Source organism: Dactylosporangium sp. NPDC049140 (assembly GCF_040648435.1).
This window is the reverse complement of record NZ_JBEZDS010000022.1, coordinates 33283-45259: the sequence shown is the minus strand read 5'-3', so window position 1 is coordinate 45259 and position 11977 is coordinate 33283. Positions and strand designations below refer to the sequence as shown.

Genomic DNA, 11977 nt, shown 5'->3' with positions numbered 1-11977 from the left:
GGCCCGGAAGCGGGCGGCTGGCCCGGGTGCCCCCACGCGGCCGGTGGGCCCGACGCGGCCGGTGGGCCCGACGCGGCCGGTGGGCCCGACGCGGGTGGCTGCCCCGGCTCGTGCCATGCCGGCGGTCCCGAGGCGGGCTGGGCGGCGGGCGGGGCCGACGCGGGCGAACCCCAGTCGGAGGGCGTCGACGCAGCGCCCGGCGCGGTCCAGGGGGCCGCGCCCGAGGTCGGGGCGGCCGGCGGCCCGGACGCGGGCTCGGGCGAGGACGGCGTCCCATTCGGCGGGAGTTCGCTCATGGGGCAACTTTATCCACGGTACCGTCGGGACAGGTCATGAGTGCCAGCGCACAGCCCCGGCTTGCTGGCCGGCAACCCTCGCGTTCGCGGCGGGGTGCCCCGGGTGATGACACGGTCCGGCACGCGGTGTGTCCGGGCAAGCGCGAGCGGAGGGGTCTACCCGTGTCCGAAATTCTCACGCCCGGCGAGGTCAAGCTGTCCGACGGCCGGTCCGTCGACTTCGCCAACCTCGACATCGCCGCGACCGCGCCGTGCCTTCGGGTCGTCGCGGACGCGGTCGCCGAACTGCTGCCCTACTACGGCAGCGTCCACCGCGGCGCGGGCGCGCTGTCCGAGCGGTGCACGCGGGAGTACGAGCAGGCGCGCGAGACCGTCGCCGACGTCCTCGGCCACGGGCCGGGCGACACGGTGATCTTCACGCGCAACACCACGGACGCGTTCAACCTGCTCGCGCGGGCGGCCCCGGCGGGCACCACGGTCGTCACGTTCGACGCCGAGCACCACGCCAACCTCCTGCCCTGGCGCGACACGATCCGGCTGGCGGCGCCCCGGTCGCCGGAGGAGGCCGTCGAGGCGCTGGACTCGTGTCTGTACCGCCGGCAGAACCCCGACATCCTCGTCAGCGTCACCGCGGCGAGCAACGTGACCGGCGAGGTGTGGCCGGTGGAGCGGCTGGCCGAGGTCGCGCACCGCCACGGCGCCCGCATCGCCGTCGACGCCGCCCAGCTGGCCCCGCACGCGCCCGGGCGCCTCGCCGGCCTCGGCGCGGACTACATCGCGTTCTCGGGGCACAAGCTCTACGCGCCGTTCGGGGCGGGCGTCCTCGCCGGGCGGGCGGACTGGCTGGACGCGGCCGAACCGTACCTGGCCGGCGGCGGCGCCAGCGCCCACGTCGCCGACGACGGCACGACACGGTGGGCCACCGGCCCGGCGCGCCACGAGGCCGGCACCCCGAACCTCATCGGCGCGGTCGCGCTCGCCACCGCGCTGCGCACGCTGCACCACCGCGACCTCGCGGCGACCGAGCAGGCGCTGCTGCACCGCCTGCGTACCGGCCTGGCCGCGCTGCCGCACGTGGAGGAGCTGCGCCTCTTCCCGGCCGCCGCGGAGCGGGTCGGCATCGTCTCGTTCACCGTGCCCGGCCGCGACCCGGGCGAGCTCGCCACGACCCTCGGCCGCGACCACGGCATCGGGGTGCGCGCGGGCCTGTTCTGCGCGCACCCGCTGACCCGCCGCCTGCTGTCCGAGGCCACGGCCCGGCTCACGGGTACACCCGAAACAACTGGGGCGGCCGGGTGCGAGCCGGGCGCCGACCAGGCGATCCGGGCCAGCTTCGGGATCGGCACCACCGAGGGGCACATCGACCGCCTGCTGGCCGCGCTCGGGTAACCCGGCATATACGAAATATCCGATAAGTCGCGGCGCGAAGCGCCCGACTTATCGGCGGCCGGGCGCAAGCGTCAGACTTTTGGCCGCGCGGAGTCGATCCGACGCCGCGCGGCGAGTCGATCCGACATTGCGTGCGAGGCCGCCCCGAGGTGGTGCGCACGGAGTGCGGTCTGACGTGCGCGGGCGAAGGCGTGGCCTGGCGTTGCGCAGGCGAGGTGCGGCCTGGCGTTGCGCCCGGAGTCGGCTTCGGAGTGGGTGCGACAGCGTCCGGCGGTCGGGTCAGTCGGACAGGCGTACGCGGACGCGGCGGTTGGCCTTGCCCTTGCTCTCCACCTTCACGACCTGCAGGCGGCCGATCTGCGCCGTCGACGCGACGTGCGTGCCCCCGTCCGCCTGGGTGTCCAGGCCGATGATGTCGACGATGCGGATCTCCTGCTCCTCGGCCGGGATCAGGTTCGACTGGGTGCGGATGATGTCGGGCAGGGCCAGGGCCTCCTCGCGCCCGAGCACCTTCGTCACCACCTTGCGGTCGGCGATCACCTCGGCGTTCACCAGCTCCTCGAGGCGTGCCTTGAAGTCCGGCGGTACCTCCGGCAGGTTGAAGTCCATGCGTGCCTCGGCCGGCTCCATCGAGCCGCCCGTCACCAGGGCGCCGAAGTCGCGGAACACGACCCCGCACAGCACGTGCAGGCCCGAGTGGGTGCGCATGAGCTTGGTGCGCCGGTCGTCCTCGACCGCGCCGGTCACCTCGGTGTCCACCGGGGGGAGCGGGTCGCCCTCGACGGGCAGGAGGTACAGGTCGTCGGCCTTGCGCGTGCCGGCGATCCGTGTCTGGACGCCCTGCCAGAGCAGGACGCCGTGGTCCGGGGGCTGGCCGCCCCCGCCCGGGTAGAACGCCGAACGGTCCAGCACGATCCCGTCCTCGGCCGACGCGTGCAGGACCTTGGCGGTCCAGTCGCGCAGCGTCGGGTCGGCGAGGTCGAGCCGGTACGTGCGGCCGTGATGTGTGACACCCATGAAAACCGACTATATGCGGCGGGTCGGCCCCGCCCAGCACCACGAAGTAGTCATGCAATACAGAATCCGTCGGGGGCCGTTCTGATACGCGTCACGGGCTCGGCCGTTCGGTCACTCCTGGCGGGCCGATCGAGGGGTCAGGCGTTCAGGAAGTCCGAGATCCGGCTGCGCAGGTCGGCGCGCTGGGTCCACAGGATGCCGGGGCGGTCGTAGATGTGCAGGTCGGCCTTTGGCAGGGCGGCGGCGAGCTGCTCGGCGACGACGGACGGGTGCAGGTCGTCGCCGCGGCAGCCGATCACCAGGCACTGGGCGCTCACGGCGGCCAGGCCGGCACGGTCGTCGAGGGCGGCCTGCTCGGGCAAGCCGGCCAGGCCGGCGGCGAGGCCGTCGCGCATGAGCTGGTCGAGCCGCTGGCGCAGGAACGCCCAGACCGGCGGGGAGTTGCGCAGCTGGGCCGGGACCTCCTGGGAGATCACGTCGGCCACGGCGGCGGCGTCGCCGACCTCGATCGCGCTCAGCAGGGCGGTCAGCCGCTCGTGGGCGGCGGCCGGGCGGGGCGTGTCGAGCACGGCGGGCAGGAAGAACACGACCCGCTCGAAGCGGCCGGGGTTGTCGGCGAGCAGCCGGGTCAGCGCCCCGGCGCCCAGGCTCACGCCGAGGGCCCGGGTGGCGCCGGCGAGGTCGGCGATCGCGCGCAGGTCGCGGGCCAGGTCGAGGTAGGTCCACGTGCCCCCGGGCGCGGCCGACTGCCCGTGGCCGCGGAACTGGAAGAACACCTTGCGGCCCCGCACGGCGCTGCCCAGCGGGCGGGTCTCGGCGATTCCGCTGCCGAGGCCGTGCGCGAACACCGTCACCGGGTCGCCCTCGCCGGTCACCAGCTGCTCCAGCTCGACGCCGTGCGGCGTGGCGACCAGCTCGGTGGGCGGGGCGGGGAGGGTGGGGCGGCCGGTCTGTGGGCCCCGGGTCACGGGCGGCCGGAACCGGTCGGGGCGCCCGTCCGGCGGGGGCGGCCAGCGGAAGTCCATCACCAGGAGCCGTGGCCGTCGACCGCGTCGCGCAGAGCGGGGCGGATGTCGAGCAGGTACACCGCGAAGATCCCGGCCGCGATGAGCGAGAAGATGCCGAGGTAGCCCAGCTGGAGGTTGGGCGAGATCGCGGTGAGCAGCTCGCCGCCGCCGATCAGGGCCAGCCAGATCGACTTCGACATGGTGCCGATCGCCGGGAAGGCGTCGGTGCGTTGCACCACGCAGTGCAGGAAGGCTGCGGCCCCGAGCACCAGGCAGAAGATCCACACGGTGATGGAAATGTAGTTCTCGACCTGGGCGTAGAAGATCGGGACGGCACTCACCATGCAACGAGCTTAAGCCGAAGCCCTCCGGCCCGTGTACGACGGTGCCGGAGGGCTTCGCAGAATCGGTGTTACTTCTTCGGGGCGGCCTTCTTCGCCGCGGTCTTCTTGGCCGCGGCCGTGGCCGCAGTGGCGGGAGTGGCCGGCGTGGCGGGCTCCTCGACCGTGGTGACCTCGGCGGTCACGGCCTTGTGGGCCGGCTCGAGCTCGACCCGGGCCTCGGCGGTGCGGGCGGTGCTGACGACCTTCTCGCCGCGGGCGACGAGCTCGGTGTAGACGGCCAGGGCCCGGTCCTGCGCGATCTGGGCGCCCTGCTGGGCGTTGGCCAGCAGGTTCGCGGCGTTGCGGCGCGCGGCGCCCCGCAGCCGGTCGAGGTTGGTGTCGGCGACGGCCGGACGCAGCTCCTCGACCCGGGCGCGCAGCTGGGCGACCTGCTCCGGCAGCTTGCGCAGCTGCTGGTAGGCGAGGTCACCCGCGCCCGCGGCGGCGTAGAGCGGCGTGGGGATCTTGCGCGTGGTCTTCGTGGTGGTTTCGGTGGTCACTGCGACTCCTCGTGGGAACGTGTCGGCTCGGCGTCGGGCGCTTCGTGCGTCGCGCCAGGCTGTTCGGCGCCATCGGTACCCCGGACGGCTTCGTCGGCCGGGGCCGGGTTGTTCCGCGCGTTCTCCCGGCGGAACGTTTCGTAGATCTGGGTGAGCGACTGCTTCTGGGCCACGGTGAGATCACTGTCCGCGGCGATCGCGGCCAGCACGTCGTGACCCTCGCGCTCCAGCAGCCCGGCCCGCAGGTACATCAGCGGGGTCGAAACCCGCAGTGCCCCGGCGAGCTGAGCCAGGACCTCGGCGCTGGGTTTCCGCAGGCCGCGCTCGATCTGGCTCAGGTACGGGTTGCTCACCCCGGCCTGCTCAGCGAGCTGCCGGAGCGAGATGCGCGCGTTGCGGCGCAGGTCACGGATGAACCCACCCAGGTCGCGCGGCTCTTCGGTCACGCTTACTGACGGTAGCGCGCAGTGCTAGCTGTTGCAAGCAAAACGCTAGCTCTGGTTAGCGTGAACCCGGTCACCGCCGCTCACCACACCGAGCGAACCACGCCCACCTCGCGGCCGCCGCCGAAAACCGGAACCTGGCCCGGGAGGTTCACCCCGAGGCGCGCGAAGGCCGCCGCGAGCACCGGCAGCCGCGCCCGCATCCCGCCGTCGTCGATCTTGAGCGCGACCGCGCCGACGCCGGGCAGCGCGGCCGCCGCGACCCCCTCGGCGCCGCCCTTGAGCAGCAGCCCCGGCACCGCGCGCATCAGGCGCGTGTCGTCCTCGCCCGGGTCGTCGCCGGAGACCAGCAGCGGGTACCGCCGCATCGCATCGGCCACCGCACGCTCCCCGCTGCCCTCGGGCGCGCTCACCAGCCGCAGGAACGCCCCGGCCAGCCCGCGCAGCGAGAACGCGAACACCGGCGCGCCGCAGCCGTCGACCCCGGTCGCCCGGATCGGCTCCCCGGCCAGCTCCTCGACGGTGGCGGCCAGGCGCTGCTGGAGCGGGTGGGCCGGGTCCAGGTAGGTCTCGAGGGGCCAGTCGTTGGCCCTGGCGGTGCGCAGCATCCCGGCGTGCTTGCCCGAGCAGTTCATGAAGATCCGCTCGCGGCGGTGCCCGGCCCGCACCACGGCGTCGCGGGCGTCCTCGGCGAGCGGATAGTCCGGCGGGCACCGGAGGTCGTCCGCCGTGATGCCCGACTTATCGAGAATCTCCCGTACGCCGGAGATGTGCGCTTCCTGCCCGCGGTGGCTCGCCGCGGCAAGCGCGAGATCCGGGCCGGCGAGGTCGAGGCCGGCGCGCAGCATCCCGACCGCCTGCAGCGGCTTCACCGAGGAGCGCGGGAACACCGCGCCGAGCACGTCGCCGGCCCAGGCCGCGACCTCCCCGTTGGCGTCGAGCACGACGACGGACCCGTGGTGGCGGCTCTCCACGAACTCGCTGCGCACGACCTCGGCGAGCAGCTCCCCGCCCGCGTAAAGGTCAGACACGGTCGATCCCCAGCGTGGTGCGGGCCTCGGCGGCGCTCATCGGGGGTCGCTGGGCGAGCCGGGCGAACCCGCTCGCCCGGGCCACGAGCTGGGCGTTGCTCTCCACCGGCCGGCCCTTGGCGTAGGTGACCGTGTCCTCCATCCCGACGCGCAGGTGCCCGCCCGCGGCGAGCGAGGCCAGCAGCACCGGCAGGGAGGAGCGGCCGATGCCGGTCGCCGAGAACGTGGTGCCCGCGGGCAGGTCCCGCAGCGCGGCCTCGCAGGCGGCGAGCGCGGCGACGGTGCCGGGCATTCCGCCGGGTACCCCCATCACGAGGTCGACGTGCACATGGCCGCCGGCGGGCAGGCCGTGCTTGTCCAGCAGCCGCGCGAGGGTGGCGAGCTGGCCGAGGTCGAAGATCTCGTACTCGGGGACGATGCCCCGCTCCTGCATGCGGGTGTGCAGCTCGACGACGAACGCCCAGCGGTTGAGGAACACGTCGTCGCCGAAGTTGACGGTGCCCATGGTGCAGGAGGCCATGTCGGGCTGGGCGTCGAGCACCCGCAGGCGGTCGGCCTCGGGGTCGGTCACCGCGCCGCCGGTGGACAGCTGCACGACGAGGCCGGTCGCCTCGCGCAGCGCGGCCACGGCGTCCTTGAGCCGGCCCAGGTCCAGCGTCGGCTCCGCGTCGTCGTCGCGGAGGTGGACGTGGATCACGCTCGCCCCGACCGCCTCGCAGTCCCGTGCCGTAGTCACCAGTTCGTCCAGCGTCACGGGCAGCGCCGGCACGTCCGTTTTGCGGGTCTCCGCACCGGTCGGGGCCACCGTGATCAACGTCGTCGTCATCACGACGATGAGGTTACGGCTCCGGGTCGATGCGGGCTGTGGAAGGCCCCACACGCAGGGCGGAGTCGGGGGTCAGGTTCTGCTTCACCACGGCCAGGGCGATCATCCCCAGCTCGTGGTGGCGCACCGCCGTGCCCACGAAGCCGACGGGCCGTTCGCCGCCCTCCAGCAGCACCGGCGTGTGCCGGGCCGGGAGCTCGTCGGTGGTGATCCCGTCCAGGTGCAGCAGCGCCAGCTTGCGCGGCGGCCGGCCCAGGTGGTGCACGCGGGCGATCGTCTCCTGGCCGCGGTAGCAGCCCTTCTCCAGGTGCACGGCCGGCCCGGTCCAGCCGACCTCGGCCGGGAGCGTCTTGTGGTCGGTCTCGAACCCGGCCCGGGGCCGGCGGGCCGCGACCCGCAGGGCCTCGAACGCCCAGATGCCGGCCATCGGCAGCCCGAGGTCCTCGACCACCGCCGGCACGACCGGGCGGGGGACGAGCAGATCGGCGCCGTACGGCATCCGGCGCGCCCAGCCGCCCTGGGCGAGGCGACCGGCGGCGTAGACGGCCGTCGGGCGCGGCGGGACGGAGCCGGTGGCGAACTTCGCCTCCGGTACCGAGAGCAGGTCCGGCGGCAGCAGCGGCCCGACGCCGAGGGAGATGAGCACCTCGTCGGTCTGCGGCCCGACGATCGACAGCAGCGCCCAGTCCGCGGTCACCTCGGCCGGCTCGACCCGCATCAGGAAGCGCATCCGCTCCAGGAACCCCAGCAGCCCGGGCGCGTCGCCGGTGTCGAGCCAGGTGGTCTCGCCGTCGTCGGTGAGCACCGCGTGGTGCTCGACGTGCCCGTGCGGGGAGAGCACGAGCAGCTCCGAGCCGGTCCACGGGGCCAGCCCGGCGAGGTGCTGGGTGGTGAGGCTGTGCAGCCAGCCGAGCCGGTCGGCGCCCGGCACGCCCAGCACCCCCGTGTGCGAGCGGTCGACCAGGCCCGCGGCGGTGTCGAGGAGACGTTGCTCACGCGCCGGGTCGCCGTAGTGCGCCACGGCGCCGGCGTCGGGGTCGTTCGGATCGAGGGCGGCGACCGGTACTGCGCTCAGCATGCTGCTCCCTTGCTCGTCCCGCATTCGCCGCACAGCCCGAACAGCGCCACGTGCCCGATGTCCAGGCGGAACCCGCGGCTCTCCAGCAGTTCGCCGGCGAGCTGGTCGAGGACCGGCGACGGCAGCTCCCGCACGGAGCCGCAGCCCCGGCACACCAGGTGGGCGTGCTGGTGCTCGTCGACCGCGTGGTAGGTGGGGGCGCCGTGCGACAGGTGCGCGTGCGTGATCAGCTCCAGCTCCTCCAGGAGCTCGAGCGTGCGGTACACGGTGGTGATGTTGACCCCGGCGGCCTTGCCCGCCACCTCGGCATGGATCTGATCCGGGGTGGCGTGGCGCAGCCGGTAGACCGCCTCGAGCACGAGCTGCCGCGGCGCGGTCAGTCGTAACCCGCGCGACCGGAGCATCTCCGCGAGGTCCACGGGACTAAATCTAGCCCGCTACTCGCTCCAGACGCGCGGACAGGTGTACCTGGAGGGGCTGGCCGACCGCGGCCATGTCGAAGGTGTACAGCAGCGCGCCCTCGACGATCCCGTAGAGGCGCTGCCCACCGCGCACTTCCTTGGCCGTGCCGGTGCGCCCGACGCCGTCCGTGGCCATCTGCCACTGGGTGCTGGAGCGGGCCTGCCCGGTGTACAACTCGACGATCCCGGTCGGCGCGGACAGCAGCACCTCGAGCTCGTCGGTGGCCTTGCCGTCCACGATCACCGGCCGCCACCAGCCCACCTCGCGGTGCGACGGCCGGACCGGGTTCGCATCGGCGTCGATGAGCCACGAGCGCGACTCGTAGTACAGGAACGGCCGCCCGTCGTGGCTGAACCGGACCTCCTGGCCGTAGTGGAAGCCCTCGATCGTGGGGTAGTCGCCCTGGCCGCGCCCGCGCCAGACGCCCACGAGCGGCAGCAGCCCCAGCAGGGCCGGGTGCAGGTCCGGCCCCGATCGCAGGTCGTGCGTCTCCTCGTATGGATACCCACCGACCTGGGCGAGCCCCGCCCACGGCGGCTGCACGTCAGTCACCAACGCCCCCTCGACACCCGAACCGCAAGGTAGACGAGCCCGCCCGCCAGCGCGCCCATCCCGGCCACCAGCAGGCTCACGAACCCGATCTCCGTTACCATCACCGGAATTCTATGCTGCGAAGCATGGCCCGTTCTCTCGTCGTCAAGGCAACCGCCGGATCCGATGCCCCGGAGCGCTGCTCCCAGGCCTTCACCGTGGCCGCGACCGCCGTCGCCGGCGGCGTGCCGACCTCGCTGTGGCTCACCGGTGAGTCGGCGTGGTTCGCCGTGCCGGGCCGCGCGGCCGAGTTCGACCTGCCGCACGCGGCGCCGCTGCCCGACCTGCTGGAGGCGATCCTCGCCGGGGGCACGGTGACGGTGTGCACGCAGTGCGCCGCGCGCCGCGGCATCGGCCCGGAGGACGTCCTGCCGGGGATTCGCATCGCGGGGGCGGCGGCGTTCGTCGAGGAGGCGCTCGCGGAGGGCGCGCAGGCGCTCGTGTACTAGAGCCGCCGCACGATAAGCCGGGCGCTCCGCGCCACGACTAGCCGCCGCACGATAAGCCGGGCGCTCCGCGCCGCGACTTATCGCATTTATCGCCCGACGGGGCATAAATCCGAAAAATCTGGTGCGGAGCGCCGGATTTTTCGCAAACGCCCAGTTCAGCAGCCCGCGGACGAGCTCACCACGAGCGTGTCGCCGTCCTTGCGCAGCGCGACCCCCGCGGACCCGGCCCGGTAGGCGAAGACCTTCGCCGTGTCGAGCACCACCGCCGAGGCCGGAACGGTGCCCCGCGCCGCCGCGCCGTCGCCGGTGGTCACGGCCTCCACGGTCCACAGTGCCCCGCAGGCCGGCGAGGTGAGCCGGTGCGTGCGCCACTGCGAGGCGGGCTTGCCCAGCGTGTCGAGCACGGCCTGCACCGGCGCCCGGTTCGCGTCCTGCGACTGCGGCGTGGCCTCCGTGACCGCCGCCTTCTGCACCCGGCACCCGGTGTCTGCGCTGAAGCGCAGCACGCCGGGCTCGGTCACCGAGCCCCGCACCGCCACGAAGTTGCCGGCGTCGGCGGTGAGCAGGTCGGTCGTGCCGCTGTGGGCCACGTTCGGCTCGTACGCGGCCGGGAGCGCCGACTTCACGCGGTCGAGCGCGGCCGCTTCGGAGCCCGGCCTGACGTACACCATCAGCTCCCGGTTGAAACGGGTGCCCTCGCGCGCCGAGGTCACCCGGCAGCTCACCTCGGTGCGCCGGTACCCGCCGAGCGCGGCCACCGACGTGGCCGGGTCGAGCGCGGCGTAGATCCGCCCGAGCGCGGTGTCGACGGTCGGCAGGGCGTCGGCGATCGTGGTCTGCTCGCGGGCGGTGGGCGGGTCGCTGGAGTACGAGTACAGCGCGAACCCGGCGATGACCACGGCCCACGCGACGACCCCGGTGACGATCCAGCGACGCTTCACGGCGGTCATCCTCGCAGCCATATAGTGAGACGCCGCCCGCCGGGTTGATCCCGGCGAGCGGCGTCACGTCCGAGCGCGTCAGCCGACGGTGACGGCGACCTCGTTGAGGCCGCGGCTCGCGGCGAGCGTCGCGTCGCCGTTGCCCTGGCGGGACAGGGCGCGCAGCGTCCAGTTGCCCGGGGCGGCGAAGAAGCGGAACTGCCCGGCCGGCGAGGTGACGACCTCGGCCGTGAACTCGCCGGTGGAGTCGAGCAGGCGCACGTACGCGCCGCCGACCGGGTCGGCGCCGGAGCGCACGACGCCGGTGATGACGGTCTCCTTCTCCACGTCGACGGACGCGGGCAGCGGGGCGCTCTGGTCGGGCGCGGCGCAGCTGTCAGTGCTCATGATTCGGTTTCCCCTCTTCAGGCCTGGCCGGGCTCGTCGCCCAGCGCCACCGGCACGCCGACCAGCGAGCCGTACTCGGTCCACGAACCGTCGTAGTTGCGCACGTCGGAGTGGCCGAGGATCTCCTTGAGCACGAACCAGGTGTGCGAGGAGCGCTCGCCGATGCGGCAGTACGCGATCGTCGCCTTGCTGTCGTCGAGCCCGGCGGCGCCGTAGATCGAGCGCAGGTCGTCGTCGGACTTGAAGGTGCCGTCCTCGTTCGCGGCCTTGCTCCACGGCACCGAGATCGCGGTCGGGATGTGGCCCGGGCGCTGCGCCTGCTCCTGCGGGAGGTGCGCCGGGGCCAGGAGGCGGCCGGCGAACTCGTCGGGGGAGCGGACGTCGACCAGGTTCTGCACGCCGATCGCCTTCACGGCGTCGTCGCGGAACGCGCGGATCGACAGGTCCTGGTCGTGCACGGCGACGTAGTTGGTCGCGGGGCGGTCGACCTCGTCCTTGTTCAGCGGGCGGGCGTCGAGCTCCCACTTCTTGCGGCCGCCGTCGAGCAGCTTCACGTCGCCGTGGCCGTAGAGCTTGAAGTACCAGTACGCGTAGGCGGCGAACCAGTTGTTGTTGCCGCCGTAGAGCACGACCTTGTCGTCGTTGCCGATGCCCTTGGCGGACAGGAGCGCCTCGAACTGCTGCTTGTTGACGAAGTCCCGGCGCACCGGGTCCTGCAGGTCGGTCTTCCAGTTGATGCGCACGGCGCCGGGGATGTGGCCGCCGTCGTACGCGGTCGTGTCCTCGTCGACCTCGACGAACACGACGCCGGGGGTCTCGATGTTCTGCTCGGCCCAGTCGGCCGTGACCAGGGCGGATTCGCGACTCATGGGTGTTCTCTCTCCCAGGAACGAGTGGTGGGTTCGAGTCGTCACACGGGCATGCAGCCGCGCGCGACCCGAGGGGGACGGATCACGGTTTCGGCGATGAGTCTGTCGGAATGCCCGCGGAGATATGCCGAAATCGGCTCGCCGGCCAGACCCATCGGTCTGGGGCGCCGCTGCCTCGAGCCGTTACTAGAGCACGCTGCAGGGCCGCACCACTAGGGGCGGCAACACAGGCACGTGGTCACGCGGCAGAGGTCGACCGCGCGGCGCTTCGTGAGCAGCATGCTCATAGTTCCGGAGCCTAGCATTGC

At 73.3% G+C, this 11977-nt stretch carries 16 protein-coding genes, 2 pseudogenes and 1 riboswitch; of the genes and pseudogenes, 3 read left to right on the top strand and 15 right to left on the bottom strand.

Features of this window, described 5'->3' with window-relative positions:
* Together AB0B76_RS30740 and AB0B76_RS30735 are read left to right on the top strand one after the other, a co-directional pair.
* Nucleotides 1–336 (top strand): annotated as a pseudogene (locus tag AB0B76_RS30740) (hypothetical protein); the annotation flags it as partial.
* Nucleotides 329–445: riboswitch (SAM riboswitch) on the top strand. It overlaps the preceding pseudogene by 8 nt.
* 22 nt (nucleotides 446–467) lie before the next feature.
* A complete protein-coding gene (locus AB0B76_RS30735) occupies nucleotides 468–1685 on the top strand; it encodes an aminotransferase class V-fold PLP-dependent enzyme (protein ID WP_360382203.1) in 1218 nt (405 codons plus the stop codon).
* A gap of 279 nt (nucleotides 1686–1964) precedes the next feature.
* On the opposite strand, the gene AB0B76_RS30730 is transcribed toward AB0B76_RS30735, so the two are convergent.
* From AB0B76_RS30730 to mtfM, 11 genes and pseudogenes are all read right to left on the bottom strand, one after another.
* Complete coding sequence (locus AB0B76_RS30730; RefSeq protein ID WP_360382032.1) at nucleotides 1965–2702, bottom strand: alanyl-tRNA editing protein; 738 nt, start codon at nucleotides 2700–2702, stop codon at nucleotides 1965–1967.
* Nucleotides 2703–2839: 137 nt separating this feature from the next.
* Nucleotides 2840–3730, bottom strand: a complete 891-nt coding sequence (locus tag AB0B76_RS30725; RefSeq protein WP_360382030.1) for an alpha/beta hydrolase — start codon at nucleotides 3728–3730, stop codon at nucleotides 2840–2842.
* Nucleotides 3727–4053: a DUF2516 family protein gene (locus AB0B76_RS30720; RefSeq protein ID WP_360382028.1), complete on the bottom strand. Its 327-nt coding sequence runs from the start codon at nucleotides 4051–4053 to the stop codon at nucleotides 3727–3729. Before AB0B76_RS30720 ends, AB0B76_RS30725 begins: the two co-directional genes overlap by 4 nt.
* Nucleotides 4054–4121: 68 nt before the next feature.
* Nucleotides 4122–4592, bottom strand: coding sequence for a hypothetical protein (locus tag AB0B76_RS30715; protein WP_360382026.1), 471 nt, complete (start codon nucleotides 4590–4592; stop codon nucleotides 4122–4124).
* A 113-nt stretch (nucleotides 4593–4705) separates the two neighbouring features.
* Nucleotides 4706–5038, bottom strand: a pseudogene (locus AB0B76_RS30710) (helix-turn-helix transcriptional regulator); the annotation flags it as partial.
* Between the two features lie 80 nt (nucleotides 5039–5118).
* Nucleotides 5119–6066 (bottom strand): asparaginase, encoded by a 948-nt coding sequence (locus AB0B76_RS30705; protein ID WP_360382024.1) that lies wholly within the window; start codon nucleotides 6064–6066, stop codon nucleotides 5119–5121.
* Nucleotides 6059–6892 carry a 3-keto-5-aminohexanoate cleavage protein gene (locus AB0B76_RS30700; RefSeq protein ID WP_360382023.1) on the bottom strand — a complete coding sequence of 278 codons (834 nt, stop codon included), beginning with the start codon at nucleotides 6890–6892 and terminating at the stop codon, nucleotides 6059–6061. Before AB0B76_RS30700 ends, AB0B76_RS30705 begins: the two co-directional genes overlap by 8 nt.
* A gap of 13 nt (nucleotides 6893–6905) precedes the next feature.
* Nucleotides 6906–7970 carry a folate-binding protein gene (locus tag AB0B76_RS30695; protein WP_360382021.1) on the bottom strand — a complete coding sequence of 355 codons (1065 nt, stop codon included), beginning with the start codon at nucleotides 7968–7970 and terminating at the stop codon, nucleotides 6906–6908.
* Nucleotides 7964–8374, bottom strand: a complete 411-nt coding sequence (locus AB0B76_RS30690) for a Fur family transcriptional regulator (protein WP_360382201.1) — start codon at nucleotides 8372–8374, stop codon at nucleotides 7964–7966. The genes AB0B76_RS30695 and AB0B76_RS30690 overlap by 7 nt, the downstream gene beginning before the upstream one ends.
* Before the next feature lie 25 nt (nucleotides 8375–8399).
* Nucleotides 8400–8984, bottom strand: coding sequence for an FABP family protein (locus tag AB0B76_RS30685; protein ID WP_360382020.1), 585 nt, complete (start codon nucleotides 8982–8984; stop codon nucleotides 8400–8402).
* On the bottom strand, nucleotides 8981–9085 hold the full coding sequence (gene mtfM, locus AB0B76_RS30680; RefSeq protein ID WP_350612303.1) for a small membrane protein MtfM: 105 nt from the start codon (nucleotides 9083–9085) through the stop codon (nucleotides 8981–8983). The genes AB0B76_RS30685 and mtfM overlap by 4 nt, the downstream gene beginning before the upstream one ends.
* Nucleotides 9086–9097: 12 nt before the next feature.
* Between mtfM and AB0B76_RS30675 the strand changes: the two genes are divergently transcribed.
* Nucleotides 9098–9472 (top strand): DsrE family protein, encoded by a 375-nt coding sequence (locus tag AB0B76_RS30675; RefSeq protein ID WP_360382018.1) that lies wholly within the window; start codon nucleotides 9098–9100, stop codon nucleotides 9470–9472.
* 155 nt (nucleotides 9473–9627) lie between these two features.
* On the opposite strand, the gene AB0B76_RS30670 is transcribed toward AB0B76_RS30675, so the two are convergent.
* From AB0B76_RS30670 to AB0B76_RS30655, 4 genes are all read right to left on the bottom strand, one after another.
* On the bottom strand, nucleotides 9628–10413 hold the full coding sequence (locus tag AB0B76_RS30670) for a hypothetical protein (protein WP_360382016.1): 786 nt from the start codon (nucleotides 10411–10413) through the stop codon (nucleotides 9628–9630).
* A 78-nt stretch (nucleotides 10414–10491) separates the two neighbouring features.
* A complete protein-coding gene (locus tag AB0B76_RS30665; protein WP_360382014.1) occupies nucleotides 10492–10800 on the bottom strand; it encodes a DUF1416 domain-containing protein in 309 nt (102 codons plus the stop codon).
* A 17-nt stretch (nucleotides 10801–10817) separates the two neighbouring features.
* Nucleotides 10818–11669 carry a sulfurtransferase gene (locus AB0B76_RS30660; RefSeq protein WP_360382012.1) on the bottom strand — a complete coding sequence of 284 codons (852 nt, stop codon included), beginning with the start codon at nucleotides 11667–11669 and terminating at the stop codon, nucleotides 10818–10820.
* 212 nt (nucleotides 11670–11881) lie between these two features.
* Nucleotides 11882–11956: an Ms5788A family Cys-rich leader peptide gene (locus AB0B76_RS30655; RefSeq protein WP_360382199.1), complete on the bottom strand. Its 75-nt coding sequence runs from the start codon at nucleotides 11954–11956 to the stop codon at nucleotides 11882–11884.
* Nucleotides 11957–11977: the final 21 nt, after the last annotated feature.

Coding starts and splice junctions, on each gene's coding strand:
- AB0B76_RS30690 (WP_360382201.1), bottom strand. CDS start 8,374: ATGCTCCGGTCGCGCGGGTTACGACTGACCGCGCCGCGGCAGCTCGTG.
- AB0B76_RS30660 (WP_360382012.1), bottom strand. CDS start 11,669: ATGAGTCGCGAATCCGCCCTGGTCACGGCCGACTGGGCCGAGCAGAAC.
- AB0B76_RS30675 (WP_360382018.1), top strand. CDS start 9,098: ATGCTGCGAAGCATGGCCCGTTCTCTCGTCGTCAAGGCAACCGCCGGA.
- AB0B76_RS30730 (WP_360382032.1), bottom strand. CDS start 2,702: ATGGGTGTCACACATCACGGCCGCACGTACCGGCTCGACCTCGCCGAC.
- AB0B76_RS30700 (WP_360382023.1), bottom strand. CDS start 6,892: ATGACGACGACGTTGATCACGGTGGCCCCGACCGGTGCGGAGACCCGC.
- AB0B76_RS30720 (WP_360382028.1), bottom strand. CDS start 4,053: ATGGTGAGTGCCGTCCCGATCTTCTACGCCCAGGTCGAGAACTACATT.
- mtfM (WP_350612303.1), bottom strand. CDS start 9,085: ATGGTAACGGAGATCGGGTTCGTGAGCCTGCTGGTGGCCGGGATGGGC.
- AB0B76_RS30665 (WP_360382014.1), bottom strand. CDS start 10,800: ATGAGCACTGACAGCTGCGCCGCGCCCGACCAGAGCGCCCCGCTGCCC.
- AB0B76_RS30695 (WP_360382021.1), bottom strand. CDS start 7,970: ATGCTGAGCGCAGTACCGGTCGCCGCCCTCGATCCGAACGACCCCGAC.